The 26,313-nt window shown below is 72.8% G+C and carries 20 protein-coding genes and 2 pseudogenes; 18 read left to right on the top strand and 4 right to left on the bottom strand.

Annotation, left to right across the window (positions count from 1 at the left end):
* Positions 1-79: 79 nt before the first annotated feature.
* Entirely contained in the window at positions 80-472 is a 393-nt protein-coding gene (locus ABD832_RS16075) for a hypothetical protein (protein ID WP_344895185.1), read from the top strand.
* Positions 473-810: 338 nt separating this feature from the next.
* Here the strand turns inward: ABD832_RS16075 and ABD832_RS16070 are convergent, their stop codons facing one another.
* Positions 811-1,917, bottom strand: coding sequence for a glycosyltransferase family 4 protein (locus ABD832_RS16070; protein WP_344895182.1), 1,107 nt, complete (start codon positions 1,915-1,917; stop codon positions 811-813).
* Positions 1,918-1,986: 69 nt separating this feature from the next.
* Between ABD832_RS16070 and ABD832_RS16065 the strand changes: the two genes are divergently transcribed.
* From ABD832_RS16065 to ABD832_RS16055, 3 genes are read left to right on the top strand one after another with little or no spacing between them, the layout of a single operon-like run.
* Positions 1,987-2,808: a PIG-L family deacetylase gene (locus tag ABD832_RS16065; protein WP_344895179.1), complete on the top strand. Its 822-nt coding sequence runs from the start codon at positions 1,987-1,989 to the stop codon at positions 2,806-2,808.
* 54 nt (positions 2,809-2,862) lie between these two features.
* A complete protein-coding gene (locus ABD832_RS16060; RefSeq protein WP_344895176.1) occupies positions 2,863-3,924 on the top strand; it encodes a lysylphosphatidylglycerol synthase transmembrane domain-containing protein in 1,062 nt (353 codons plus the stop codon).
* A gap of 53 nt (positions 3,925-3,977) precedes the next feature.
* A complete protein-coding gene (locus ABD832_RS16055) occupies positions 3,978-7,352 on the top strand; it encodes an ATP-binding protein (RefSeq protein WP_344895173.1) in 3,375 nt (1,124 codons plus the stop codon).
* 60 nt (positions 7,353-7,412) lie between these two features.
* Here the strand turns inward: ABD832_RS16055 and ABD832_RS16050 are convergent, their stop codons facing one another.
* On the bottom strand, positions 7,413-8,198 hold the full coding sequence (locus tag ABD832_RS16050; protein ID WP_344895170.1) for a hypothetical protein: 786 nt from the start codon (positions 8,196-8,198) through the stop codon (positions 7,413-7,415).
* Positions 8,199-8,452: 254 nt separating this feature from the next.
* On the opposite strand from ABD832_RS16050, the gene ABD832_RS16045 reads away from it, so the two are divergent.
* From ABD832_RS16045 to ABD832_RS16030, 4 genes are all read left to right on the top strand, one after another.
* Positions 8,453-8,956, top strand: a complete 504-nt coding sequence (locus tag ABD832_RS16045; protein WP_344895167.1) for a hypothetical protein — start codon at positions 8,453-8,455, stop codon at positions 8,954-8,956.
* Entirely contained in the window at positions 8,953-9,279 is a 327-nt protein-coding gene (locus ABD832_RS16040; protein WP_344895164.1) for a transcriptional regulator, read from the top strand. Before ABD832_RS16045 ends, ABD832_RS16040 begins: the two co-directional genes overlap by 4 nt.
* A 98-nt stretch (positions 9,280-9,377) precedes the next feature.
* A complete protein-coding gene (locus ABD832_RS16035) occupies positions 9,378-9,932 on the top strand; it encodes a DedA family protein (RefSeq protein ID WP_344895161.1) in 555 nt (184 codons plus the stop codon).
* 77 nt (positions 9,933-10,009) lie between these two features.
* Complete coding sequence (locus tag ABD832_RS16030; protein WP_344895158.1) at positions 10,010-11,044, top strand: D-alanyl-D-alanine carboxypeptidase family protein; 1,035 nt, start codon at positions 10,010-10,012, stop codon at positions 11,042-11,044.
* A gap of 141 nt (positions 11,045-11,185) precedes the next feature.
* Here ABD832_RS16030 and ABD832_RS16025 read toward each other — a convergent pair.
* Positions 11,186-12,014: pseudogene (locus ABD832_RS16025) on the bottom strand (TrmH family RNA methyltransferase).
* Between the two features lie 136 nt (positions 12,015-12,150).
* The gene (locus tag ABD832_RS16020) at positions 12,151-12,924 is read right to left on the bottom strand and encodes a DUF4184 family protein (RefSeq protein ID WP_344895155.1); all 774 of its coding nucleotides are present in this window, start codon (positions 12,922-12,924) and stop codon (positions 12,151-12,153) included.
* Between the two features lie 193 nt (positions 12,925-13,117).
* Here ABD832_RS16020 and ABD832_RS16015 point away from each other — a divergent pair, with 193 nt between their 5' ends.
* From ABD832_RS16015 to ABD832_RS15970, 10 genes and pseudogenes are all read left to right on the top strand, one after another.
* Positions 13,118-13,747 carry a cation diffusion facilitator family transporter gene (locus tag ABD832_RS16015; protein WP_344895153.1) on the top strand — a complete coding sequence of 210 codons (630 nt, stop codon included), beginning with the start codon at positions 13,118-13,120 and terminating at the stop codon, positions 13,745-13,747.
* Between the two features lie 178 nt (positions 13,748-13,925).
* Complete coding sequence (locus tag ABD832_RS16010) at positions 13,926-15,710, top strand: substrate-binding and VWA domain-containing protein (protein WP_344895150.1); 1,785 nt, start codon at positions 13,926-13,928, stop codon at positions 15,708-15,710.
* 202 nt (positions 15,711-15,912) lie between these two features.
* Positions 15,913-18,204 carry an RNA polymerase sigma factor gene (locus ABD832_RS16005; protein WP_344895147.1) on the top strand — a complete coding sequence of 764 codons (2,292 nt, stop codon included), beginning with the start codon at positions 15,913-15,915 and terminating at the stop codon, positions 18,202-18,204.
* Between the two features lie 153 nt (positions 18,205-18,357).
* Complete coding sequence (locus ABD832_RS16000; RefSeq protein WP_344895145.1) at positions 18,358-18,723, top strand: hypothetical protein; 366 nt, start codon at positions 18,358-18,360, stop codon at positions 18,721-18,723.
* Complete coding sequence (locus ABD832_RS15995; RefSeq protein ID WP_344895142.1) at positions 18,720-19,853, top strand: GNAT family N-acetyltransferase; 1,134 nt, start codon at positions 18,720-18,722, stop codon at positions 19,851-19,853. The genes ABD832_RS16000 and ABD832_RS15995 overlap by 4 nt, the downstream gene beginning before the upstream one ends.
* A gap of 150 nt (positions 19,854-20,003) precedes the next feature.
* Positions 20,004-20,237: pseudogene (locus ABD832_RS15990) on the top strand (glycosyltransferase); the annotation flags it as partial.
* A gap of 106 nt (positions 20,238-20,343) precedes the next feature.
* Positions 20,344-20,835: a glycosyltransferase family protein gene (locus ABD832_RS15985; protein ID WP_344895139.1), complete on the top strand. Its 492-nt coding sequence runs from the start codon at positions 20,344-20,346 to the stop codon at positions 20,833-20,835.
* Positions 20,836-20,837: 2 nt separating this feature from the next.
* Positions 20,838-21,785 (top strand): glycosyltransferase family 2 protein, encoded by a 948-nt coding sequence (locus ABD832_RS15980; protein WP_344895137.1) that lies wholly within the window; start codon positions 20,838-20,840, stop codon positions 21,783-21,785.
* The gene (locus ABD832_RS15975; protein WP_344895135.1) at positions 21,782-22,585 is read left to right on the top strand and encodes a polysaccharide deacetylase family protein; all 804 of its coding nucleotides are present in this window, start codon (positions 21,782-21,784) and stop codon (positions 22,583-22,585) included. Before ABD832_RS15980 ends, ABD832_RS15975 begins: the two co-directional genes overlap by 4 nt.
* Before the next feature lie 275 nt (positions 22,586-22,860).
* On the top strand, positions 22,861-26,307 hold the full coding sequence (locus ABD832_RS15970; protein ID WP_344895133.1) for an ICP22 family protein: 3,447 nt from the start codon (positions 22,861-22,863) through the stop codon (positions 26,305-26,307).
* Positions 26,308-26,313: the final 6 nt, after the last annotated feature.

The raw sequence follows: 26,313 nt of genomic DNA, 5'->3' as shown, positions 1-26,313 counted from the left end.
CTGTAAGCAACGTGAAAGTGGCCCGCAAGGTCACCCTTCTAGGGTCTCCACTGTCACGAACTGCAATGAAGGGTACAAATTGTTCCGCGCACTTTCCTCCCGCCGCATCGCCGTCGCCGTCGCGGGAGCCGCCCTCATCTCGATGACCGCCGCCTGTGGCGGCTCGGCCAACGACGAGGTCTGCAAGAACGCCGCATGGTCGAAGTCCTTCACCGACTTCAACACCTCGGTCGCCGGTGCCGCCGGCGACGCGGGGAAGATCAACGCCGCGACCGCCAAGCTCGGCGGCGACCTCAAGGCCCTGGCGGCGAAGGCCGACGGTGACGTGGCCACCGCCCTGACCGACCTGGGGGCCTCGTTCGAGGCGGTCAAGATCGACGCCAACGACCCGGCCGCCGCGGCCTCCGCCATGGAGCCGCTGGTGTCGAAGATCCAGGAGGCCGGCACCAAGTTCGCCGCCGCCTGCTCCTGACGGCCCTCCCGCCGGTGCCCGTGCCTCCCGACGACGGGGAGGCACCCGGGCCCGGCCGGGAAGGCAGGGTACGGCCGCCGCTCCGCCTGCGGGGGGGCAGTGCGGCGCGGCGGCCGTACCGGACACCCCGCAAGGCCCCCGCCACCGCACGACGGGGGCCTTCGGGTTTTTCCTGCCTTTCGCAACCGGCTGTCCTTCGCGGCCGGTCGGCTTGCGCGGCCGGTCGGCTTGCGCGGCCGATCGCCTTTCACAGCCGGTCCCCCTCACGGCCGGTCATCCCTCGCGATCGGCCGCCTTCCGCGATCGGCCGCCCTCCGCCGTGCTCCGCCGTGCTCCCGTCAGCTCCGGATGGAGCGGGCCTGCTCGTAGCAGCGTTCGAAACCCTCCAGCACGGCCGGCCAGGAACTGCGGACCGGCTCGGTCTCCCGGTTGTGGGCCGCGATCGACGCGCGCAGCTCGCGGTCCCGCACCAGCCTGGCCACCGACGTGACCAGCTCGTCGAAGCTCCGCCCGAGCAGGCCCTCCTTGCCCGGCCGGACGAAGTCGGCCACCCCGCTCTGCGCGCGGGCCACCACCGGCACCCCGGCCGCCCTGGCCTCCAGCGCGGCCAGCCCGAAGGACTCGCGCGGCGCGGGCGCGACGAACACGTCCGTCGAGGCGAGCAGCTCGCGGATCCGCTCCCGGCTGTAGCGGCCCGGGAGCGCGACCCAGCCGGTCATCCCGTTGACCCTCAGGTAGCGCTCCATCCGGGACCGGGCCGGGCCGTCCCCGACGACGGTGGCCCGCATCGGTATCTCCGCCGGCACCTGGGCGCGGGCCTGGCGCAGCAGACGCAGCAGCCGCAGCGGCTGCTTGCGGGGCGCCAGCCGTCCCACCGCCACCACGTGCACCGGCGCGAGCCCCTCCCCCGGCTCGGGGCGTACCGAGCGCCAGCCGGAGACGTCCAGGCCGTTGGAGACCACGTGCACCGGCACGCGGGGACCGGCCACCGCGCGGATCGGCAGGGCCGCGGCCTCGCTCACCGCGGTGCCGACCAGGCCCCAGCGGTGCCAGCCCGACAGCAGCCGCAGCCCCCGGTACACGGCGCGGGTGACCGGGTCCCACATGCTGTGCACGGTGACGACCACGGGCAGCCCGGCCCGCGCCGCCGCCCGCACGCCCATCCAGGCGAACGGCGAGACCGCCCCGGCGTGCACGTGCACCACGTCGGGGCGCCGCGCCCTCATCAGGCGGAGCAGGTACCCCGTCCCCAGCGGGTGGACCGGCAGGTCGAAGGGGAGGCGCGCGACGATCCTGTGCACTCCGGTCAGGGGTTCACCCGGGGTGGCCGTGGCCACCTCGACCTGGTGACCCGCCTGCCGCTGCATCCGGATCAGATCGGCGACCTGTACCTCGATCCCGCCCAGGCGTGGCAGGTAACAGTCACTGATGTGGAGGATCCTCACCGTGCCAGCGTAGACCCGCGTGAGATCATGCCTGCGTGCCCATGAGGGCACATCCGAGCCGCGAACGGAGTGAACCCGATCAGCACCGCCAGGACAGCAGTGTTCTTCCATGCCCACCCCGACGACGAGGCCCTGCTGACCGCGGGCACCATGGCGATGCTCGCCGCCGAGGGGCACCGGGTGGTGCTCGTCGTGGCGACCTCGGGTGAACGGGGCCAGGCCGACGTCGAACCCGGCGAGGCGCTGGGCGCCACCAGGATGGCCGAGCTGTACGCCTCGGCGGCGGCGCTCGGCTGCGCCCGGGTGGTGAACCTCGGCTACGCCGACTCCGGGCTCGCCCCCGGCGGCGGGGTCGCCGACGACCGCCCGGACGGCGCCTTCATCGACGCCGACGTCGAGGAGGCCGCGGGCCGGCTGGCCGCCGTCCTCACCGAGGAGAAGGCCGACCTGCTCACCACCTACGACCCCGCGGGCGGCTACGGTCACCCCGACCACGTCCAGGTGCACCGGGTCGGCGGCCGGGCCGCCGAGATCGCCGGGACCGCGATCGTGCTGGAGGCCACGGTCAACCGCGACCCGCTGCTGCGCGGGCTGAGGCTGGCCCGGCGGTTCTACCCGCAGCTCGACATCCGGGCCTTCGAGCGGGCCTACTCCCCCGGCGACGTGATCACCCACCGGGTCGCCGTGCGGCGCTTCGCCCGGCAGAAGCGGGCGAGCATGGCCGCCCACGCCTCCCAGGCCACCGGCGCCGACACCCGCACGCTCGGGGTGATGCTCAAGATCCCTCGGCCGCTCTACCGCCTGATCTTCGGCACCGAGTGGTACGTCCGCCGGGACGCCCCCCTGGGCTCCCGGCTGAGGCACCCCTTCGAAGTTCCTCCCAAAGGATGAGGACGGGACCGGCAGACTTGGTCGGGGTCGTCCCATGACGAGGGGGTGTGGCAGATGAGGAACAGGTGGGTGCAGGTCGGGCTGTCGGTCGCGTCGCTGGCGCTGGCCGTCACGCTCGTGGTCTTCATGCCCCAGGTGGTGGGCGCCCTGACCGGCAAGCAGGTCTCCTGGCCGCAGATCGGCGCCCAGTTCGCCGCGCTGGGGCCCGGGGAGATCGCGCTGATGGCCGCGGTCTGGCTGCTCAGCCTGCTGTCCTACACGTTCGTGCTGACCGCCTCCCTGCCCGGCCTGAACCACCTGCAGGCCCTGACGCTGAACGCGGGCGGCAGCGCGGTGAGCAACCTGCTGCCCTTCGGCGGTGCGGCCGGGGTCGCCGTGACGTTCGCGATGACCAAGGGGTGGGGTTTCCCGGCCAGGGCGGTGGTGGTCTCCACCCTGACCACCGGCATCTGGAACACGCTGTTCCGCTTCCTGCTGCCCGCGGCGGGCATCGTGGCCCTGCTCCTCAGCGGGCAGGCCCTCAGCCCCGCGGTGACCCGCGCGGGCTGGGCGGGCGCGCTCTCCATCCTCGTCCTGGTCGCGGTGGTGGCCGCCGCGCTCTACTGGGACCGCGCCGCCGCCCTGCTGGGCCGGGGCCTGGACGTGCTGGCCCGGCTGCTGCCGCGCCGCGTCCGGCCCGGTGAGCGCGCCGCCTCCGAGGCGCTGGGCAGGCTGCGGGCCGACACCTCCGAGGTCGTACGGCACCGCTGGGCCGGGCTGACCCTGGGCATGGCCTTCTTCCTGGGGTTCCAGTGGCTGATCCTGGTCGTCTGCCTGCAGGCCACCGGCGCGTACCCGGGGCTGGCCCAGTCGATCGCCGCGTTCGCCCTCTCCCGGGTCCTCACCACGGCCCTGGTCACCCCGAGCGGTACGGGGATAATGGAGGCCGGGACCATCGGGGCCCTGGTCTTCTTCGGTGCCCCGCTGGACTCGGCCACCGCCGCCGCACTGCTTTTCGGCTTCTGGACCTACACTGTCGAAATCCCCTTCGGCGGGCTGGCGCTCGGCGCGTGGACGTTCCTGCGCCGGCGTGAGAACGCCGCACCGGCCCCTGAAAAGGAGTCGATCAGCCGCTAGATTGGGAAATACCTTGTGCGCGATCCGAAGGCCCGCATAGCGTGACGGCTGACATGGTGGCGTTCCGAGTTCTGGGCCCGGTCGAGGCGTACTCCGGCGAGGACGAGCTCGACCTGGGCGGGCTGCGCCAGCGTGCGGTCCTGGCCCGCCTGCTCGTGGCACGCGGTCAGGTGGTGCCCGTCGACTCGCTGCTGTACGACCTCTGGGACGACGACGCGGCCAAGGGCGCGCAGTCCGGCCTTCAGGTGTACATCTCCCGGCTGCGGCGGGTGCTGGAGCCCGGCCGCCCGCGGGGCGGGCCCAACCGGCTGCTGGTGACCGTCGCCTCGGGGTACGCGCTGCGCGCCGCCCCCGACCAGGTCGACGCGTTGCGCTTCGAGACGCTGGTCCGCAGCGCCGGCGAGCGGCTGGAGGCCGACGAGCCGGCCCCTGCGCGGGCCCGCCTGGAGAAGGCCCTGGGCCTGTGGCGCGGCACGCCGTACTCCGACTTCGCCGACCAGCCGTGGGCCGAGGCCGAGGTCAACCGGCTCACCGAGCTGCGCCTGGTGGCCCGCGAGCGGCACGCCGACAGCGGCCTGAGGATGGGCCTGCCCGCCGAGTCCGTGCCCGACCTGGAGGCGCTGACCACCGAGCACCCGCTGCGCGAGGAGGGCTGGCGGCTGCTCGCCCTGGGCCTGTACCGGTGCGGGCGCCAGGGCGACGCGCTGGCCGCGCTGCGCAGGGCGCGCACGATCCTCTCCGACGAGCTGGGCATCGACCCCGGGCCCGCGCTGCGCAAGCTGGAGTCCGACATCCTGTCGCAGGACCCGGGCCTGCAGCTCGCCGTGTCACCGCAGGCCAGGCAGCGCCCGCAGGCGGTGTCCGCCGACACCTGGCCGCCCAGGCCGACGGTCGCCCCGGTGGAGCTCCCGCCGCTGGAGCCCGAGCCGTTCGTCGGCCGCGACGCCGAGCTGGGCAGGCTCACCACCGCGGCCGCCAGGACGGGCCGCTTCACCGTCGCGATCATCAGCGGGGACGCCGGGGCGGGCAAGACCACCCTGGTCCGCCAGCTCATCAGGCGGCTGTCGCAGGACGGCTGGGGCATCTCCTCGGGCGCCTGCCCCGACAGCAGCGCCACGCCCCCGGGCTGGGCCTGGGTGGAGATACTGCGCACCCTGGTGAACGCGGCCGGTCCGGGCGAGTACGCCTCGCTGCTGGCCCCGCTCCTGGACGACGCGGCCCCCGAGCCCGACGACGACCAGGCCTCGGGGGGCTTCCGGCTGCACCGGGCGGTGGGCGGCTACCTCGCCGCGGTCGCCAAGGAGACGCCGATCCTGCTGACCCTGGAGGACCTGCACTGGGCCGACGACCAGACGCTGGCGCTGCTGCGCGCGCTGCCCAGCCTGCTGGCCACCAGCCGGGTGCTGCTCGTGGTGACCTGCCGCGACAGCGAGCTGACCGACCAGCAGGCCGACGTGCTGGCCGCGCTGGCCAGGCTCGGCCCGGTCCGGGTCGGCCTGACCGGCCTGGACACCAAGGCGGTGGCCGAGCTGGTGCGGGCCACCTGCGTGCGCGAGGTCGACGAGGACGCGGTGAACAGCATCGTCGAGCGCACCGGCGGCAACCCGTTCTTCGTCCGCGAGACGGTCCGCCTGCTCGACGCCGAGGCGGTCAGCGACCGCGCCACGGCCGCCGAGGTGATCTCCGGTGTGCCCTCGGGCGTCCGCGACGTGCTGCGGCGGCGCATCTCCCGCCTGCCGCAGTCCGCCCAGCAGATCCTGCTGCAGGCCGCGGTGATCGGCCGCGACGTGGACGTGGACGTGCTGGTCGACGTGGCCGGTGACGAGGAGGCCGTGGTCGACGCGGTGGAGGCGGCGCTGCTGGCCGGCCTGGTCACCGAACCGGGGCCGGGCATGCTCCGCTTCGACCACGACCTGGTGCGCGACACCCTGTACTCCGACGCCTCCCGGCTGCGCCGCTCCCGGCTGCACGCGGCGGTGGCCGCGGTGATCGAGCGCAGGAACCCCGGCGACGTGGCCGCGCTGGCCCACCACTACGCCTCCGCGGGGACCAGCGAGACCGCCATCAAGACGGTGCACTACGCCGGGCTCGCCGCCGAGCAGGCCGAGCGCCGCTTCGCCCACCGCGAGGCCGCGACCCTGTGGGAGCAGGCCATCGCCGCCTTCGACCGGTCGGGCATCACCCACACCCCCGAGAGCACCCGCGACCGCCTGCTGCTCACCCTGCGGCTGATCAAGGCCCTGGCGCTCTGCGGTGACATGGCCGCGGCCCGCAGGCGGCGGCGCGAGGCGATGGACGCGGCGCTGCCGCTGGGCAACCTCGAACTCACCGCCCGGGTGGCCGCCTCACTGGCCGTGCCGCACAAGGGCATGGCCCGCGACTTCACCCGTACCGCCTGGGAGATCGTCGACGTCGCCGAGCAGGCGCTGGTCGAGCTGCCCGCGGGCGAGCAGTCGCTGCGGGCGAGCCTGCTGGCCACGCTCGCCCTGGAGCTGGAGGGCTCGGCCACCCCGCGCGGCGAGCAGGCCTCGCTGGAGGCCGAGGAGCTGGCCCGGCGCTCGGGCGACCCGGCCCTGCTGGCGACCGCGCTGAGCGGGCGGCTGCGCCAGTCGTACGCCATCACGCCGGTGGGTGAGCGCGAGGTCATCGGCAGGGAGCTGCTGGAGGTCGGCAGGGCGAGCGGGCAGGTCTCGGTGCAGGCCCTGGCGCACCTGGTGCTGATGGAGTGCGCGGCCGCCTCGGGCGCGTTCGCCGAGGCCGACGCGCACGTGGCCACCGCCGAGCAGCTGGCCAGGCAGTACGGCCTGTCCGCGCCCGCCGCCGTGGTCGCCTGGTACGCCGGGCAGCGCCTGATGATCGCCGGTGACTTCGCCGGGGCGACGCGCGCCTATCGCGACGCCGCCCGGCTGACCGCCAAGGCCGGGATGCTGGAGGGCCGCCAGGACCTGCCGCTGATCACCACCTTCTGCCTGCACCTGGTCAACGGGCGGGCCGCCGAGATGGTCGAGCCGCTGGCCGAGGCACACCAGCGCGGGGCCAAGTGGACGCTGGACGCCTACGCGGTGGCACTCGCCTCGGCCGGTCACCACCGCGACGCCAGGGCCGTCATCGCGGTGAAGACGCCCGTCCGGCCGGACTTCCTCTACGAGCTGGCGATGGTCTGGCGGGCCCTGGCCGGGATGCTGCTGGAGGACCGGGAGCGGATGGTCGAGGCGTACGACACGCTGAAGCCGTTCGCCGACCGGATCGCGGGCGCGGGCACCGGCGTGGTGGCGCTCTGGCCGGTCGCCCTGACCTTGGGCGACCTGGCGCTGCGGCTGGGCTTCACCGACGCGGTCAGGCCGCACTACGAGAACGCCCTCGCGGTGGCCCAGCGGGTCGGCGTGAGCCGCTGGGTGGAGGCGGCACAGCGTTCCCTGGGCGGCTGAGCCGCCCGGGGCCGGGCCGGGACGCCTCGGTTCGCGGGCCCGCGACGGGGTGGCGGCCGGTCAGCAGGTGACGAAGAACCGCTCGCTGCGCAGCGGGCGCTCGTCCCCGACCGAGAGCACGACGCGGTACCAGCCGGGGTTGCCGACGATCCGGGGGCGCCACTCGACGACCTGGTCCTCGCCGGTGAAACCGGCCCCGGCGTTGAGGTAGGTGTGCCAGCGGTGGGTGGCCGCGCTCCACCGCTCCAGGCGCCAGGCGTAGGAGACGACGGCCCGCGGGTCCTCGTTGCCGACGACCGTCCGGGCCAGGTACGGGCTGTCGCAGGGGCCGAGCGCGCCGCCCTCGCCGACGGCGATCCTGCCCGCCACCACGGCCCGTCCGGTGGCGGCCGGGTCCGCCGCCGTCCGGTCCCCGGCGGACGGGGTCCTCGCGGCCGGGTCCTTCGCGACCGAGGTCTTCGGGGTGTTCGGGGTCTTCGGGGTCGCGTCCGTGCCGGCGTTCGTCCTTGCGGCCGGGGTCCTCACGGCCGGGTCCTTCGCGACCGAGGTCTTCGGGGTGTTCGGGGTCTTCGGGGTCGCGTCCGTGCCGGCGTTCGTCCTTGCGGCCGGGGTCCTCACGGCCGGGGTCGCGTCGGCCGGGGTCGATCGTGAGGAGAGCACCACCGTGCGTACCGCCACCCGGGCCGTCACCTCGGCCGAGGCCGACACCGGAGCCTGGGCCGGGACGCCGGGCGTGCCCCACACGCCCAGGTAGACGCCGGCGAAGGCGAAGGTGGCGACGAGCAGCCTGACGACGCTCGCGACCCCACCGGCCAGTACCGGGACCACACTGCCACGCGGACTCATGACGGACACCTTTCTTCGCTACCCCCAGGTGTACGCCGCGGTGCTTGCCCTGGAGTTGACGTCCGCTTGCAGCGGGCGCCGGGCGTCCGGGAGCCGTCCACCCCCGCCCGGGGCGCGCCGGTCCGTCGGCGGTCCCCGATGCCCGGCGGCACCGGCGGATCGGCGCGCCGCCGAGCCTCGAGGGCCGCCCGGCCGTCGCCCACGTCCGCGCATATGACTTTCCAAATGCGCAAGTCAAAGCTAGACTTGCCAACATGGAAAACGACTTTCGTCCCGGCGGCCCGGACGGCTTCGGGGGTCCCCTCACCTCGTCCCAGGCGCGCGACGCCCTGGACCGCCTCGGCCTTGACGGCGCCAGGCTCGCCGAACGGGTGGTCACGCCCTGGTGGTACCACCTCGCCCTCGGTCTGATCGTGGGGGTGCTCACCGCCGCCCAGGCACTGCCGGGGGCGGTGTCCTTCGTCGTCGTGGCCCTCGGCATCGTCGCGATCCTCCTGCTCGTCACCGCCTACAGCCGGCGCTACGGGATCTTCATCACCCAGCCGGCGGGTCCCCGCGGCAAGCGCCTGTTGAGGGTGATATCCGGGGTGCTCATCCTCGCCATGCTCACCGCCCTGGTCGTCAGGTTCACCGGTACCGACCCCCGATGGGGGCTGGTGCCGGCCGCCCTCGCCTTCGGCGCGACCCTCGTGCTCGGCCGCCGCTACGACGACGTCCTGCGCGACGAGCTCGTCCACGACGCCACCGGGCGCGCGTGAGCGCCCCGCCCACCCCCGCGTTCAACGAGGTCATCCACTCACCGGTGCGCCTGCGCGTCTGCGGGCTGCTGCGGCGCATGTCGGAACTCGAGTTCGCGGTCATCAGGGACACCCTCGGGCTGAACGACGCGAACCTGTCCAAGAACCTCAGGGTGCTCGCCGAGGCCGGCTTCGTCACGGTGCGCAAGGAGAGCTCGCCCGTCCGGGCGGATGCCCGCAGGCTCACCTGGGTGGCGCTCACCGCGGAGGGAAGAAGCGCCCTGGAGGACCACCTGGCCGCACTCGCCCGGATCGCCGAGGGCAGCCCCGACGTCGCGGGCTGAACCGGCGCGGGGAAACGGGCGTTCGGGGACTCCGCCCGGCCGCTCCAGGTAAGCCTGGCCTAATATCGGTACAGGCAGGTGAGACGACCCTGGTGGTGATGTTCGGAGTGCGACCTGTTGTGGCGGGCATCCCCGATCCCGCTTCCGCGTCCTTCCTGGGCATGCCCCTGTGGCTCTGGGTGATCGTCGGCGGCGTGGCCCTGTTCGGCGCGTTCCAGGCGTACTACTGGATCGGCCACGTGCTGGGCTCCCGGCTCTACGCCTCGCGGCTGGGTCTCAGGATCGGCCAGGAGAACATCACCCGCGTCGAGAACGTGGTGCGGAAGTGGGGCGCGCTCGCCGTCTACGCCTGCTTCTGGGTGCCCGGCCTGCGCCATACCCTGCCCTGGGTGGCCGGTGTGCTGCGGATCTCCTACCCCTGGTACGTCGTGGCCAGCGCGCTCGGCTGCCTGACCTGGGTGCCGGTGACGTCCTTCGGCCTGTACTCGGTGATCTGGGGCTGGCTGGTGCTGGCCGCGCGGTCTCCGCTGCTCGCCGCCCTGGCCGCGCTGGCGGTGATCGCGGTGATCGTCGTCCTCGTCCGGCGGCGCCGGCGCCTGCGGGCCGCCCGCCGCGAGGCCGACGCCGAGGCCGAGCGGATCACCGCCGTCTGATGTGACACCGATACCGATTTTCGATGGTAAATGGCTGACTTTCGAACATGACAGGTCGTCTCTGTCACCATGTCCTCATGCATAACGGGGGAATCCGGCTCATCGCCCATGCCGCGCTGGCCACTGCGACCGTCCTGGCCACGGCCTCTCCGGCCGGTGCCCTGACCTCGGCGACCGGGACGTCCGCCCCGGCCCACCTGGCCCCGGCGCATCCCCCGGCCGGGGGCCGGGGCGCACCCGCGCCGATCACCGCTCCGGCGGCGCTCGCGGCGTCCTCGCCGTCCGCCGCCTCCGCCCCGGCCGTCGCCGCCGGGAAGCGGCGCGGTGACGTGCCGGCCGTTCCCGGAAGGGCCGCGTATCTGTTCGACCCCGTCGCGGGAACGGTCCACCTGAGCAGGCAGGCCGCGAAACGGATGCCGGTGGCCAGCCTGACGAAGATCATGACGACGTACGTCATGCTGAGGACGGCGCGGCTGGACGACATCGTCACGATCCGGGCCGAGGACGTGCGGTACGCGGCGGTGAACGGCGCGACGCACGCCTCGCTGCGCGCCGGGGAGCGGCTGACCGTCAGGGACCTGCTGTACGCGGTGATGCTCCCCTCCGGGGCGGACGCCTCCCACGCGCTGGCCCGTGTCTACGGGCCGGGGACCAGGAGGTTCGTGGCGAGGATGAACGCCACGGCCCGCTCCATGGGGCTGGCCGACACCGTCTACACCAACGCCGACGGCCTTCCGAAGCCGGCTCCCGGTCACTCCACCGCGCTGGACCAGGCGAAGCTCGCCGACATCGCGCTGCGCGACCCGGTGATGCGGACGATCGCCTCCACCGGCAGGCACGTGGTGTCCAGGACGAAGGTGCACAGGGCGCACACCTGGATCAACTCCAACAAGCTGCTCGGCAGGACACCCGGGGTCATCGGGCTCAAGACCGGTTACACGCGGGCCGCCGGGTACTGCCTGTCGTTCGCCGCCGACGCCGACGGACGCCGGCTCGTCGGCGTCATCCTCGGCGAGACCAACGGCGACCGGCGCTTCAGGAGCGCGGAGCGGCTGCTGGAGTGGGCGGGCGAGCCGGCACCGCCGCAGCCGTGGGAGTCCGACGCGAAGTGACCGGCCGACCGTCCCGGCGCTCCGGCCGCGAGCCCGCACGAGGGCCGCACGAGGGCCGCACGAGGGCCGCACGAGGGCCGCACGAGGAGGCCCGGCCGGGATCCGTCCGGGCCTCTCCGTCGGCCCGGCGCTCCGGGACGGTCAGCCGCGGTCCGGGGACGTCTGCGCGGCCCGCATCAGGCCGTGGCAGGCGATGGCGGCGGCGGCCACCACGTTGAGGGAGTCGACGCCCAGCCCCATCGCCTCCGGGCTCATCGGGATGCAGACCGCCTCGTCGGCCTCGCGCAGCCAGCGGGAGGAGAGCCCGTCCCCCTCGGAGCCGAGCAGCAGCGCCACCCGGTCGGCCATGGCGACCCGGTCCAGGGGCACGGCGGACTGGTCGGGGGTGAGCGCCAGCGTCCGGAAGCCCGCCTCGCGCAGCTCGGCCAGGCCCGCGTACCAGTCGGTCATCCGGGCGTACGGGATCGCGAAGACCGCGCCCATGGAGACCTTCACCGAACGCCGGTAGAGGGGGTCGGCGCAGCGGGGGGGAGAGGACCACCGCCTGCACGCCCAGCGCGGCGGCGCAGCGGAAGATGGCGCCGACGTTGCCGTGGTCGACGAGGTCCTCCAGGACCAGGATGCGGCGGGGCGGCACCGGGACGCCTCCAGGTGCCGCCCGGCCGGACAGCACGTCCCGCACCTCGGGCATGGGGAGCCGTTCCATCGCGGCCAGTGCCCCCCGGTGGACCTGGAAACCGGCGACGCCCTCCATGGTGGCGTCGTCGACGACGTGCACCCGGTCGCCGAGGGGGGCCAGCAGGTCCGCCAGGGGCTCGGCCCAGCGCGGGGTGAGCAGCACGGAACGCACCGGGTGACCCGCCGCGACCGCGCGGCGGATGACCTTCTCCCCCTCGGCGATGAAGAGGCCGTGCTCGGCCTCCAGGCTCTTGCGCAGCTCGACGTCGCGCAGGCCGGCGTAGTCGGCCAGGTGACCGGCCGGATCGGCGGGCCTGCCGACCGGACGGGCAGGTCGGTCGACCGGACGGGCGACCGGATCGGAGGGCCGGTCGGAGGGCCGGTCGGACGGATCGGCCGGATCGGCGGCGGGCCGGGGGCGGGTGGGCTCAGGCACCCTCGAATACTGCCATGGCGCGCCTGAGCTGCCATATCAGCGCGTACACGAGCAGCATGGCCGAGCAGCCGACGACCACTCCCGCGCCGACCCGCGTCATGAGCTCGGCCTTGGTCCCGGAGGGGAAGGCGATCGTCCAGGCGATCGCGCCCAGCACGATCGACACGGCGGTGGCCACCAGGACGGCCGCGCGCTCCCCGGCGGGCAGGACCAGCCGTTCGGGCACCGGCCTCGGCTCCATGGCGCTCAGCCCGCGCCAGGCCCACCAGACCACCACAGCCAGGCCGGCCACGGTGGAGGTGTACTGCAGCAGGCGGAAGACGGAGATCACGTCCCCGACCCGGCCGTCCAGCCAGCTCCAGCCCCACAGCGCTGCACTGTAGGAGTGGGTGAAGGAGTCCCAGACCTTGTGGGTGAAGGCTCCCACGACGCCTCCGGCGACCACGGCGGGCAGCCTGCGCCACCCGTACATGCCGGGTGTCAGCGCGGCGGCGCGGCCGGCCAGGGCGGGGGGCAGCAGCGCGGTCAGCGGGTCGCGGAGCAGCAGGTGGAAGACGGCGAGCAGCACGACCACGGCGAACGGGTCGATGGTCACGACGCCCCTGAGGGAGTGCCAGATCATGTAGTCCGGCAGGAACGGGAAGAAGATCGGCAGGTCGGGCACCATGGCCCCCAGCGCGAGGGCCCAGGGGTCGAGCAGGCGGCGGATCCGTTCCGAGGAGATCAGCGGCAGCACCGCGGCGACGTGACTGGGCGTGAACGGCACGGACTTCCCCCCGACGGTTCTGCTGGCGGCCTCCGGTCCCGTGGCGCGGCGGCCTGACGAGGATACGGCGCCGCCGCGGCGGGAACCCCGCCTCCCGGCGTCACCCCGTCGCGCGACGTATACATTACCCATCGTCACCGAACGTCACCCAGCGCCACCGATCGGTTTCCCGGTCGGGCACCCGGAGGCCGCCTTGACCGAGCAGACCGCGCCGGCGCCGCCCCGCGCCGAGTGGCTGCGCGACGCCCGCAGGGCCCGCACCCTGTCCCTGGCCACCCTGGTCTGGCTGGGCGCCGAGAGCGTGCTCGGCATCGCCGCGGGGCTGGACGCGCACTCGGTCGCCCTGATCGGCTGGGGCGCGACGGCCCTGGTGGAGGCGGCGGCGAGCCTGATCGTGGTCTGGCGCTTCACCGGTACGAGGACCTCCTCCGCGCACGCCGAGGAGCGGGCTCGCAAGGCCGTCGCGGTCAGCTTCTGGCTGCTGGCGCCGTACCTGGTGCTGCACGTGGCGCACGACCTGGACGCGGGCCATCGCGCCGTGCCGAGCACGCTGGGGATCGTGGTGACGGCGGCCAGCGTGGTCGGCATGCCGCTGCTGGGCACGGCCAAGCGGCGGCTGGGCGCCCGGCTGGGGTCGGCGGCGACGGCCGGCGAGGGCACCCAGAACCTGATGTGCGCCGCGCTCGCGGCGGGGGTGCTCGCCGGGCTCGCGCTGAACGCGGCCGGATGGTGGTGGATCGATCCCGCCATGGCGGTGCTGCTGGCGGCGGTGGCGGCGCGGGAGGGGGCCAGGGCGTGGCGCGGGGACCCGTGTTGCCACTGAGCTGGGGATGGACGATCGGGACGCACGGTGCCCGGATCGGCACACGTGGTGATAGCACCAGCAAAATGCGTGTTTTGCCACAGTAACCGTTCCAAGTACAGTTCCGTGAATATTGCGGAGGACCTCCCGGTAGGGTGGCCCGCTCCGGCTCCATGACATCGACAGCTAAGAGGGCATCGTGGGCGGACGTCACCGGACGGATGAACTCGAGGACGGCTACACCCCCTACCCCGAGCCCCAGCAACGACGCCGCCGCACCGGCCGCGGCGGGGTCCTGGTCCCGCTGGCCGGTTCCGTCGCCCTGGCGGTACTGCTCGGCGTGGCCGCGTTCGTGATCATCAATCGCGACCGCGGGTGCGCGGGCGACGCCCTGCCGCTGCGGGTCACCGCGGCCCCGGACATCCAGCCCGCCGTCTCCCGGATCGCCGAGCGGTTCACCCGGGCGGCCCACGAGATCGACGGCCGGTGCGCCACGGTCACGGTGACCAAGGGCCTCCCCTCGGCCGTGGCCTCGGCGCTGGGCGGTGCCGGTGGCAAGGCCCCCGCGATGGACCTGTGGATCCCGGACTCGGCGCTGTGGGTGACGAACCTGCGGGCGAGGAACCCCGACGTGCCCGAGGCGAGCACGTCCGTGGCCCGCTCCCCCATCGTCATGGTGGCCTCGGGGTCGGTGGTGCCCGTCCTGCGCAAAAGCTTCGGCGAGGCGAGCTGGGGCGGCATGATCGACGCCGCCAACGTGGCCAACGTGGACGGTCCCGGCCGCAAGGTCCGGGTGCTCGTGCCGGACCCCTCGCTCAACGCGGCCGGGCTCGGCGCGCTGCTGGCCGCCGCCGGGGTCGCCACGGCCTCGGGAGTGGGCGAGGAACAGCTCGTCGGCGCGCTCAAGAACCTGTCGGGCTCGACCTCGACGGTCCGCGACCAGGGCGCGCTGCTGTCCAGCCTGGGCGTCAAGGGCAGCAAGGTCCCCCTGGGCATCGCCTCGGAACAGAGCGTGTGGACGTTCAACAGGACCAGGAAGCCCGAGGTCCCGGCGGTGCCGCTGTACCCGGCCGAGGGGACCGTCGACCTGGACTACCCGGTGGTGATCACCACCGCGGACGCCACGGTCCGCAAGGCGGCCGAGGCGTTCCGCAAGGAGCTGGGCGGCGAGCAGGCCCGCAAGACCCTTCAGGAGCTGGGTTTCCGCAGCCCCGACGGCAAGGGGGCCAAGGCCGTCGTCGGCTCCGGGGGCTTCCAGGCCACGGCTCCGAAGGCGATCGCGGTTCCCGACGCCAAGACGGTCGCGAGGATGTCCCAGACCTGGTCGCGGATCAAACTCGGCACCAGGCTGCTGACCCTGCTGGACGTCTCGGGGACCATGGCCCTGCCGGTGCCCGGCACCGGCCTGACCCGGATGCAGGCGATCACGCGGATCGCCGTCGAGGGCATGAGGCTCTTCCCGGTCAAGAGCGAGCTGGGCCTGTGGGAGTTCTCCACCCACCTGAACGGCAGGGGGGTGGACTACCGCAGGACGGTCCCGGTCGGCCCGCTCACCGAGGAGCTGGACGGGGGCCTGCGCAGGGACGTGATCAACCAGAGGCTGGTGTCCACCCGGGCCCGCTCGACCGGCGACACCGGGCTCAACGACACCCTGGCCGCCGCCTACGAGCAGATGACGAAGGAGTACCAGAGCGACAAGATCAACACGGTGCTGATCCTCACCGACGGGGCCGGCAACGACGACCCGGACGGCGGGATCGGCAACCAGCAGATCCTGAGGCGGCTGAGGGAGCAGTTCGACCCGGAGAAGCCGGTCAGCGTGCTGATCATCGCCTTCGGTCCGGACGCACCCAAGGGCAAGCGCCAGATGGACGCCCTGGCCAAGGCGACCGCCGGTGACGCGTACATCGCCAAGGACATCCTGGAGGTCAGGAAGTTCTTCCTGGAGGGCATGAAGCGGCGGCTCTGCTCGCCCAACTGCTGACCCTCGCGCACCACGATCATCCGGTACGACAACCGTCACATCCGTCCCTTTCGTAGGCAGTTTTACCAGGTCATACCGGGTGGGCATACATTCCACCCATCCGGTCAACCGGTTGCGGGGAGGTGGCGTCCTACGCGTGTGGGGCCTGGACCGGGCAGGGGTGATGCCCGGGAACGAGCCCGTCCCGCGGGGAGGAATGTCCGTGCCCGGATGGCCGACCGTCGGCCGAACCGACGATCAGAATCTCGTTGAGGCGCTGCGGCGTGCCGGCACAACGGCGCCCGCGAGCCTCTACGACTCCTACTCCGAACGTCTCGGTGACTACGCCCACTCGCTGCTGGGCGACCGTGAGGCCGCCGCGGAGGCCGTGCACGACGCCCTGGTGACGGCTCAGGGCAGGGTGGACCGCCTGCGCGAGCCCGGCCGCCTGCGCGCCTGGCTGTACGCGCTCGTCCGAGTCCGGTGCGCGGCCGTCGCGCGGGGACCACGGACGACGACGGCTCCGCCCGACGTGCACGACGACCCGAACGAGCGGGAGCTGGCCGCGCTGGTGCACGAGGCGATGGCCGAGCTGAGCGTGCAGGAGCGCGAGGTGCTGGAGCTCTCGCTCCGGCACGACCTCGGCACCGGCGAGGTCGGCGCGGTGCTCGGGCTGAGCTCGCGGCAGGTCGCGGCGCGTCTCGGCCGGGCCAGGGACCACCTGGAGAACGCCGCCGCCGCCGTGGTGCTCGCCAAGGTCGGCCGGGCACACTGCCCGGACCTGTCGGCGATGGTGGACTGCTGGGAGGGGCCGCTCACCACGATGCTGCGCAGGCGGCTCTCGGCCCACATCGGCCGCTGCGAGGTCTGCGTGGAGCGCAGGGACCGGCACGTCTCGGCGGGACGGCTGCTGGACCTGGTCCCGCTGGCCTACCCGCCGCTCTCGCTGCGCCGCCGGGTGATCGAGACCTGCGTGGACCCGCGGCTGCGCGAGGCGCGCGACGCCGTCCTCGCCGAGAACGACCACTTCGACCGGGCCGGTTTCCCGGTGGCGGCTCCCCGGCGGTCCGGGGGCCGCCGCTGGATGGGCCGCAGGGAAAGCACGGACTCCCCCGGTTCCACGGGTTCCCGGGGTTCCCGGGGTTCTCGCGGCTCCCGCGGTGCGGACGACGGGCGAGCCCGCGACGTGGGCGCCCACCGGCCGGGCGCGGCCACACCCACCCCGGACACCCCGGACACCCCGGGCACATCGGGTACCCCGGGCTCGAGCACCCCGGCCACCGGCACCCCGGCCGTGGGCGTCCCGGTCGCGGACGAGCGCTTCCGGCACGCGGCCCCGGCCGGACAGGACGCGCCGCCGTGGCCCGTGGAGCCGGCCGGGCGATCCTGGCCCATCGAGCAGGACGCGCGGCCCTGGCCGGTGGAGCCGGACGCGCGCGCCTGGCCCGCGGAACCGGCCGGGAGCGCCTGGCCCGCCGAACCTGCCGGGCGGACCGGGCCCGCCGAGCCGGCCGGGCGGGCCGGGCAGGACCTCGAGGCATGGCCCTCGGAGCAGAGCATCGGGGCCTGGCTCGCGGAGGCGGACGGTGCCACACCGGCCACGGAGATCTGGCACGCCTCCGCAGGCACCGGAGAGGGCCGGGCGGACGGGACGCACGAGCCGGACGACGCCTGGGAGGACACCCCCACCGGAGGCGCCGCGGCCCGTCGTGCACCGAGTCCGGGAAGTTCGGCGAGCGCGATGGGCTCGGCGGGAGAGGGGCGGCACGGGGGGACGCAGGTCCAGCGGCGCAGGCGCAGGCCACGGCGCGGTCCCCTGCTGCTGGCCGCGGTCTGCCTGCTGGCGGCCACCGGAGCGGTGGTCGTGGTGGGCGGGCAGGAGCTGACCGGCGGGGCTCCGGAGAACCCGCAGGCCGCGCCGTCGACGCGACCCGCGCTGATCACGACGGAGCCCGGGCCGGAGCCGACGCCCGAGCCGTCACCGGAGACCACCGGGGAGGACCCGCAGGAGCGGCAGGAGCCGGACGAGGCCGGGCCGACCCCCACCGAGGGGCCGGGCACCGCCGCGCCCGCCCCCTCGGCCACCCGGGCGGCACCGGTGCGCAGGAGCACGGCCGCGCGGCCCCGTCCCACCCGCACCGCCCCCCGGCGTCCCGTGACCGGACGGCTGGTCGTCTCCTGCCCGTCCGACATCGGCCAGGGGGCCGGGCAGATCCGGCTCGCGGCCCGCGGCGCCGCGCTCTCCTGGTCGGCCACCACCTCCGGCGGCCTGAGCGTGCAGCCGTCGCAGGGACGGCTGGGGGCGGGGTCCTCGGGCGTGATTTGGGTCACCGCCTCCGACCCCTCGGAGAGCGGGTCCGGCCGGGTGGCGTTCAGGTCGGCCGGGGGCAACACGGCCTGCTCCGTCTCGTGGGAAAGCCCTGCTCCCGAGGCCTCGGACCCTCCCGAGGACCCCGGCCCCGAGCCGACGCCGACCGCCTCGGCGGGTACGGAGTCGGAGGTGGAGACCGACTGATTCCTTCCCCTCGTTTTACCCAACGCCGAGACTTCTTCCAGGGATCCGGTAAACCATGGGCTGGTGCCGAGCGTCGGCATTGACGTCCATGCGAAGTGATTGGTCACATGAGGACGCGATCAGTCACTTCATCACCAACCTGGAGTCCGGAAGATGTCGATCAACCGCAGGGTGCTCATGTGGGCGCTCGTCCTGGCATGCGTCACGGGAGCCGTGATCGCCTTAGCGGGCATCGACACGCCTTTACGCCTGGTTCTCACCCCCCTGTTCCTGTTGGTGGTTCCGGGCGCCGCGGTGGTAGGACTGTTGCGTGATCGTGACCCTCTTGAGGCACTATCAGTGGGGGCAGCCGCGAGCCTGGTGGTCAACGTTCTCCTGGCCGCTGCCATGCTTACCTTTGACGCATGGTCGCCCCGTGCCGGAGTGGCGACGATCGCGGTGCTCGGCGGCTTCATCTACGTACTACGCGTGTTGTATCGGGGGAGCGGGAGCTTGCAGACCGAACAGGGGGTCAGGTGACGGTGAACATCGTCGTCGTTCGCCCGGGAGACCTCGGAGCGTCGGAGATCTCCCGGTGGCGCGAGCTGCAGGTTGCCGACCCCTCCCTGGACAACCCCTTCCTCTCCGTCGAGTTCGCCCTGGCCATGGGCCGCCTGCGCGACTACGTCCGCGTCGCGGTCATCCAGGACGGTGGCAAGATCGTGGGGTTCTTCCCCTACGAGCGCCACAACTTCGGGATCGGCAAGCCGCTGGGCGGCTTCCTCACCACCTGCCACGGGCTGATCTCCGTGCCCGGGCTGCAGCTGGACGTCCGGACCCTGCTGCGCGCCTGCAAGCTCTCCGTCTTCGACTTCGACCACCTGGTGCCCGGCCAGCCGACGTTCGCCCCGTACGAGTCCGACGTGCGGCCCGCGCCGGTGATGGACCTCAGCGTGGGGTTCGAGACCTACATCGCGCGGGTCAAGGCCAACTCGCCGAAGAACCTCAAGACCGTCCGCTACAAGGAGCGCAAGCTCGGCCGTGAGCAGGGCGAGATCCGGTTCGAGTGGTACTCGACCGACGCGGGCACGCTCCGCACGCTCACCAACTGGAAGTCCGACCAGTACCGCAGGACCGGGCGGGTCGACCGGTTCGCCCAGCCGTGGATCGTCCAGCTTCTCGACGAGATGCACGCCGAGAGGTCGGAGAGCTTCGCGGGCGTCCTGACCATGGTCTACGCCGGGGACAGGCCCGTCGCCGGGCACTTCGGGCTGCGGACGGCCACCACCCTGGTGGGCTGGTTCCCGGCCTACGACACCGAGTTCGCCAAGTACTCGCCCGGTATCGTCCACCACCTGCACATGGCCGAGCATGCCGCCGCCTCCGGGCTCCGGCAGGTCGACATGGGCAAGGGCGGGCGGGAGTACAAGAGCTGGCTGAAGAGCGGCGACCTGTTCGTCGCGGAGGGCCGCGTCTCGCGCCCCTCCCCCGCCGCCGCGGTCCACTGGCTGGGCCGTACCCCGGTCAACAAGGCACGAACGATCGTCACCGATCGCCCGCAGTTGTACAGGCTTGCCGACCGCGTGCTGAAGGGTTTCGGCCGCATGCGCACCCCCTCGCAGAACCAATCCGGTACGCCGGTCGTCAAGGAACCATGGGGAGTGGGTTAAACCGCTCCCGTCACGCCACATCACCCGCCAGGACCCTCGCATGCATCCCTCACCGCATTCGCCATTCCCCCCGGTCGTCCCGATCGGTCATGGCCACGGGTCCGTCCGCCAGTCATCTCTGACGACCGACCGCGAAGGACATTCGTCATCATGAGTCCCGAGATCACCAAGCACTACAACGGCAAGCCACCGCTCAGGGCGGTGCCTCCCATCGAGCGGTTCACCCCCATCACCCCGCACATGGCGATCTCCCCCACCGTCAGCGTCGTCGTTCCGGCCATGAACGAGGCGGAGAACCTTCCGCACGTCTTCGCGACGCTGCCGCAGTGGATCGACGAGATCGTCCTGGTGGACGGCAACTCCAAGGACGACACCGTCGCCGTGGCCAGGAAGCTGCGTCCCAACGTCCGCGTGGTCCACCAGACCGGCAAGGGCAAGGGGGGACGCGCTCTCGGCCGGTTTCGCCGCCTGCACCGGCGACATCATCGTGATGATCGACGCCGACGGCTCCACCGACGGCCGCGAGATCATCCAGTTCGTGGGGGCGCTGGTCACCGGCGCCGACTTCGTCAAGGGCTCGCGGTACGCGGCCGGGGGCGGCAGCGACGACCTGACCTTCACCCGCACGTTCGGCAACAAGGCGCTGACCAGGCTGGTCAACAAGATGTACGGCACCAGCTACAGTGACCTGTGCTATGGCTACAACGCGTTCTGGGCCCGTCACCTGGACGTCCTCAACCTCGACTGTGACGGCTTCGAGATCGAGACCCTGATGAACATCCGGGCCTTCAAGGCCGGCCTCAAGGTGCACGAGGTCCCCAGCCACGAGCGCTGCCGCATCCACGGCGAGAGCAACCTGCACGCCGTCCGCGACGGCATCCGGGTGCTCAAGACCATCATCCGTGAGTGGCGGAGCACCCCGGCCCCGGTCGTGCACGAGCCGGCCGCCGCCGCCCGCGCCGCCGACCAGGGCGCTGCGTAGCCATGAGAAGCAGTGTCGTCATCTGCGTCTACACCGAGGATCGCTGGGAGGACATCCGCGAGGCCGTCGAGTCGGTCGAGAACCAGACCCGAAGGCCGCACGAGATCATCCTGGTCGTCGACTACAACCCGGAGCTCCATCTTCGGCTGAAGAAGGAGTACCCCGGCGCGATCGTGGTGGAGAACGCTCAGGAGAAGGGCCTGTCCGGTGGCAAGAACACCGGCGCGCAGATCGCCTCCGGCGACATCGTGGCCTACCTGGACGACGACGCCATAGCGGAACCCGGCTGGCTGGAAGCGCTGGAGGAGGGCTTCCAGGACCCGACCATCGTGGGGGTGGGCGGGCTGACCAGGCCGCTGTGGGGCACCGGGCACCGGCCCGGCTGGTATCCGTACGAGTTCGACTGGACCGTGGGCTGCAGCTACCGGGGCATGCCCACGGAGCGGGCGCGGATCCGCAACGTGATGGGCGGGAACGCGGCCTTCCGCAGGGAGTCGATCGGCGCGGTCGGCGGTTTCCACACCGGTATCGGGCGCAGCGTGCAGGGGCGCAAGCCCCGCCCGCTGGGCTGTGAGGAGACCGAGTTCTGCATCCGGCTCTCGCAGCGGATGCCGGGCTCGGGCATGCTGTTCGAGCCGGCCGCGGTGATCGGCCACAAGGTGCCCGCCGCTCGGGCCACGTTCGGCTACTTCCGCTCGCGCTGCTACGCCGAGGGCCTGTCCAAGGCGCTGGTCACGCAGAGCGTGGGGGCGGGCGACGGGCTGGCGAGCGAGCGGGCGCACGCGCTGAAGGCGCTGCCGCTGGGCGCGCTGCGCGGTGTCGGCGAGGCCCTCCGGGGTGACGTGTCCGGTCTGGGCAGGGCCGGCGCGATCGTCGTCGGTCTCGCCTGGACCACCTGGGGTTACGTTGTCGGGTCCCTTCGGCTGAAGAAGAAGCGGGGGCGTGCATGATCCGTGTACCGATCCTGATGTACCACTCCATCTCCGACCGGCCCAACGCCGAGACGAAGCCGCTGTCGGTACGGCCCTCGGTCTTCGCCGACCAGCTGGCCTACCTCAAGGAGAAGCGGTTCACCCCGCTGACCGTGGCCGACCTGGTCGCCTCGCTGCACAGGAACAACGGCCGTGCCCTGCCGGAGCGGCCGGTCGTGGTGACCTTCGACGACGGGTACGCCGACTTCCACAGCGAGGCGCTGCCCCTGCTCGAACGGTACGACTTCCCCGCCACGGTCTTTTTGACCAGCGGGTGGGTCCGTGACGCGGGCAAGGACGCGGCGGGCAGGCCGCTGGACAGCATGCTGTCGTGGAGCCAGGCCCGTGAGGCCGCCTCCTGCGGTGTGGAGATCGGCGGGCACAGCCACAGCCACCCCCAGCTCGACCAGCTGCCCGAGGACGAGCTCCGCCAGGAGCTGCGGCGCAACAAGGCCCTGCTGGAGGACAAGATCGGTTCCCTGGTCTCGACGATGGCCTACCCGTACGGCTACTCCAACGTGCGGGTGCGGCGCGAGGTCAGGCGGGCCGGGTACTGGGCCGCCTGCGCGGTGAGCAACGCCATCGCCGCCGACCGGCACGACGTGCTCGCGCTGCCGCGCCTGACCGTGGCCGAGGGCACGTCGATGCGGATGTTCAGCCGCGCGGTCGAGGGCAACCAGGTCCCCCTGATCTACATGCGGGAACGGGTCCTGACGAAGGGGTACGCCGTCGTCAGGCGTACCCGGTACGGCCTGCGCCGGGTACGCGGCCAGGTGTGAGACCGGTCGTCCCGGGGCGCGTGATCTCCGGGACGGTCGGCGGAACCGGTGTCCGCCCGGGGTGTCCCGGGACGGTCACCGCCGATGTCGGCACCCTCCCCGCGGGGTGCCGGACGGCGGGACGGGTGCCATCGGGTGAGAATCCTGGTCGTGGTTTTGCCGTTCAAGGATCTACGCAAAACACCCAAACATGACGAAACTTCTCGCTTGTTCGTCGCACCTCGGTCCGCGCAGCCGCCATGATGTTAGACGTGAGGCAACGGGCAGGTAATGACGTGACGACGCCGAAGGCGGCGGAGGCCGCCGAGACCGGGAGGACCGGTCTCACCCCTCCCGCGCCTTCCGACGGAACGCCTGCCGCGACCGGCGGCGAGCCCGGCGGCACGGCACCCCCCGAGGGCCACGACGGCGTTCCCGGGGCTCCCGAGGCTCCCGATGTCGTCCCCGACCGCGTGAGATCCGGCGATGACACGGGATCCGGCGATGACGTCCCTGACGGCCGCGGTCCCCGCGACCGGGACGCCGACGAGGACCCTGCCGGGGAGTCGGCCGGGGAGCCCGGCGCCGAGGACGACGTGGAGACCGGCACGGAAACCGATGCGGAGACCGGCGCGGAGACCGATGCGGGGACCGGCTCGGACACCGGCACGGAGACCGGTGACGGGCGTGACGAGGATCGGCCCGGTACGCCGGACGACGAGATCACCGGTGAACCTCCCGGCCGGACCTTCGCCGCCCCCGTCGCGGACGCCCCCGAGGACGACCACCGGGACACCGCCCACGACGACGCTCACGACGACGCCCGGAACGAAGCCCGGGACAGGATCCGGAACGAAGCCCGGGACGGGGTTCAGGACGAGAACCGGGACGAACCCCAGGGCGAGAGCCGGGACGAGGCCCAGGACGACCTTGGGGACGAGGTCCACGACGAGAACCGGGGCGACGCGGCTCGGGACGATCTCCAGGATGAGCCCGAGGACGAACCCGACTACGACCCCGACGTCACCGCCGTCATCCGGCTCCCCCTGCGTCCCCTCCCCCCGCCCCGGACCGACGACGCCCCCGGAGCGGGCGTCCCCGGAGCCGACGCCCCCGGCCATGTCGCAGACGACGCCACGGACGGCGACGCCGACGAGGACGCCGAGGACACGAGCGACAACACCGCGGAGATCCGCCTTCCCTCGGCCCCGCTCCGTCCGGACCCGGCCGGACGCCTCGCGCCCCGGGCCCCGGACGCGAAGCCCGGCTCCATGGACGAGGACAACGACCCCCCGGGCGAGGACACCGGCTTCCCCGACGAGGACGACGACCCCTCGGACGAGGACACCGGGCCCGCGGAGGCGCGATCCGAACCCCGCACGACCGAGCCCCCGAAGCGGCAGGCGCCGGAGGACCCTGGGCGCCCGGCCCCCCTGGCGTGGCCCTGGGAGAGCGAGGAGGAGCCGGAGACCTCCGGGCTCCCGGAGACCGTCCCCGCCGTACGCCCCCCGGCGGTCGCGTACGCGCCGGCCGGTCATGCGACGGATCGGAGCGCGGCGGCGCCCGCCGGCGCCGGAGGCCCGGCCCCCGCGGCCGCCCCCTCCCGGATGGCGTCCCTGGTGCGCACGGCCATGGTGTGGCTGCCGCCCCTCCTGACCGTCGAGGGCCTGATCATGTACGTGCTGGCCCTGCGCGTGCCGCCGGGTCCGCTCTGGGGCGTCGACCTGAACAAGATCGACGGTGTGGGCCTGATCTCGGCCATGCCGCCGACCGCGTTCGCGGCGATCCTGTTGATGCTCGTGGCGTTCTTCGTCACGATCGCGCAGAACACCGACCGGAAGTTCCTGCTGCTCTTCCAGATCGCGGCGATCACCTTCGCCCTGCACGGGGGCGCGGCCCTGATCGAGGACGAGGCCAGGTTCCACACGGCCTACGTGCACGCCGGGTTCGTCGAGTACATCAACCGTACGGGCGAGGCGTCGGCCATCCTCGACGCCCGCCTGGCCTGGCCGGGGTTCTTCGCGCTGGTGGGGTTCGTCACCAAGGCCGCCGGGGTCACCGACCTGACGACGATCATGCGGTGGACCCCGCTGCTGTCGAACCTGCTGTACCTGCTGCCGTTCGTGCTGATCCTGCGCCAGGTGGTCGCCACCACCAGGGCCCGCTGGTTCGCCGCGCTGCTGTTCGTCATCGTCCAGTGGATCGGCCAGGACTACTTCTCCTCGCAGGGCTTCACGTACGCGATCTACCTGGCCTTCGTGGCGATCGTGCTGCGCTGGTTCGGCAAGGTCGAGCCGCGGACCAGGCCGATGCCGGTCAAGGGGCCCGTCCGGCGGCTGCTGGCCCGGCTGGACGGCCTGACGCCCGGGGAGCTGCCCCACTCGACCGGCGTCTACGACCGGACGATCATGCTGATCGTGCTGATCGGCCTGTTCGCCACGGCGACCGCCTCGCACCAGATCACGCCGTTCATGATGCTCGGCGCGCTGACCGGCCTGATCCTGCTCCGGCGCTCCTCGCTGAGCTGGGGGCTCCCGTTCTTCCTGGGCCTGATGGTGCTGGCCTGGATCAGCTACCAGACGGTCACCTTCTGGAGCGGCCACATCGACCAGCTCTTCGGCGGTCTGGGCCGGATCCTGGAGAACCTGCAGAGCAACACCGGCGACCGGATCGACGGCAGCGACCCCAAGCACGCGCTCGTCCTGATGGCCCGCCTCGGCATCTGCGGCGTGATCCTGACCCTGGCCGCCGCCGGCCTGTTCCGGCGGCTGCGGCGCGGCGTGGGCGACCGCGCGGCGTTGCTGCTGCTGTGCATCCCGGTGCTGGCCCTGGGCCTGCAGAACTACGGCGGCGAGATCGGCCTGCGGATCTACCTGTTCGCGCTTCCCGGCGCCTGCATCCTGGCCGCGTACGCCTTCTTCCCGAACCTCCCGGCGGGCACCGAGGACGCGCCGGAGGAGACGGTGCCGATCCGCAAGCGCAACATCCGGTTCAACCCGGAGCTGACGCGCCGGATCTCGCTGCTGCTGGCCGCGGGGTGCGCGATGGCGCTGGCCATGGTCTTCCTGGTGGCGCGCTACGGCAACGAGCAGTTCGAGCGGGTCTCGGCCAGCGAGGTCGCGGCGATGCACTACGTCTACGAGCACGACGAGCCCAGCGCCCGCGTCCTGTACCTGGTCCCGCTGCTCGGCGAGGAGGTCACGCCGAGCATCCCGTGGGGCGAGCGCGACTTCGACAGGATCGCCTACGAGCAGGTGCTGGTGGACAAGAATCCGGCCCAGCTCACCTCGGTGATCGCCAAGCTTCGCACGTCGCCGCCGAACACCTACCTGGTGGCCACCCGCGGCCAGGCCGGTTACCTGCAGCTCAACCACGGCTTCCCGACGGACTGGGCGCCGCGCTTCCGTGCCGCGCTGGACGCCAACAAGGAGCTCAAGCGGGTCTTCAACGGCGAGGACGCGGCCGTGTACACGCTGCGGTCCTTCCCCAAGGGCACCACGATCCCCGAGCGCGCGGCGCCGGTCGGCGGCAACGACCCGACCTCGCCGTTGACGCCGGTCGGCCTGGCGGCGCTGGGGGTGACGTGGATCGCGCTCTTCGCCTACGAGGTGTTCCTGCTGCGCGGCCGCGGACGGGCGAACAGGACCCGCAGGCGCATCCTGTTCGTCGCGATACCCGCGTTCGTGCTGGCGGTGGGCGTGATCGCCGAACGCTTCGTGGTCATCGGCTACCAACTCCAATAAAGGACA

The organism is Streptosporangium longisporum, from assembly GCF_039534895.1.
Lineage (GTDB): Bacteria > Actinomycetota > Actinomycetes > Streptosporangiales > Streptosporangiaceae > Streptosporangium > Streptosporangium longisporum.
The sequence above is the reverse complement of the archived record's forward strand: the minus strand, read 5'-3'. Positions and strand labels throughout refer to the sequence as shown.

Excerpts from the sequence above, each read along its gene's own strand:
- ABD832_RS16055 (WP_344895173.1), top strand. The coding sequence starts at position 3,978 with ATGGTGGCGTTCCGAGTTCTGGGCCCGGTCGAGGCGTACTCCGGCGAG.
- ABD832_RS16060 (WP_344895176.1), top strand. The coding sequence starts at position 2,863 with ATGAGGAACAGGTGGGTGCAGGTCGGGCTGTCGGTCGCGTCGCTGGCG.
- ABD832_RS16000 (WP_344895145.1), top strand. The coding sequence starts at position 18,358 with ATGTCGATCAACCGCAGGGTGCTCATGTGGGCGCTCGTCCTGGCATGC.
- ABD832_RS16030 (WP_344895158.1), top strand. The coding sequence starts at position 10,010 with ATGCATAACGGGGGAATCCGGCTCATCGCCCATGCCGCGCTGGCCACT.
- ABD832_RS15980 (WP_344895137.1), top strand. The coding sequence starts at position 20,838 with ATGAGAAGCAGTGTCGTCATCTGCGTCTACACCGAGGATCGCTGGGAG.
- ABD832_RS16035 (WP_344895161.1), top strand. The coding sequence starts at position 9,378 with ATGTTCGGAGTGCGACCTGTTGTGGCGGGCATCCCCGATCCCGCTTCC.
- ABD832_RS16050 (WP_344895170.1), bottom strand. The coding sequence starts at position 8,198 with ATGAGTCCGCGTGGCAGTGTGGTCCCGGTACTGGCCGGTGGGGTCGCG.
- ABD832_RS15985 (WP_344895139.1), top strand. The coding sequence starts at position 20,344 with ATGATCGACGCCGACGGCTCCACCGACGGCCGCGAGATCATCCAGTTC.
- ABD832_RS15975 (WP_344895135.1), top strand. The coding sequence starts at position 21,782 with ATGATCCGTGTACCGATCCTGATGTACCACTCCATCTCCGACCGGCCC.
- ABD832_RS16045 (WP_344895167.1), top strand. The coding sequence starts at position 8,453 with ATGGAAAACGACTTTCGTCCCGGCGGCCCGGACGGCTTCGGGGGTCCC.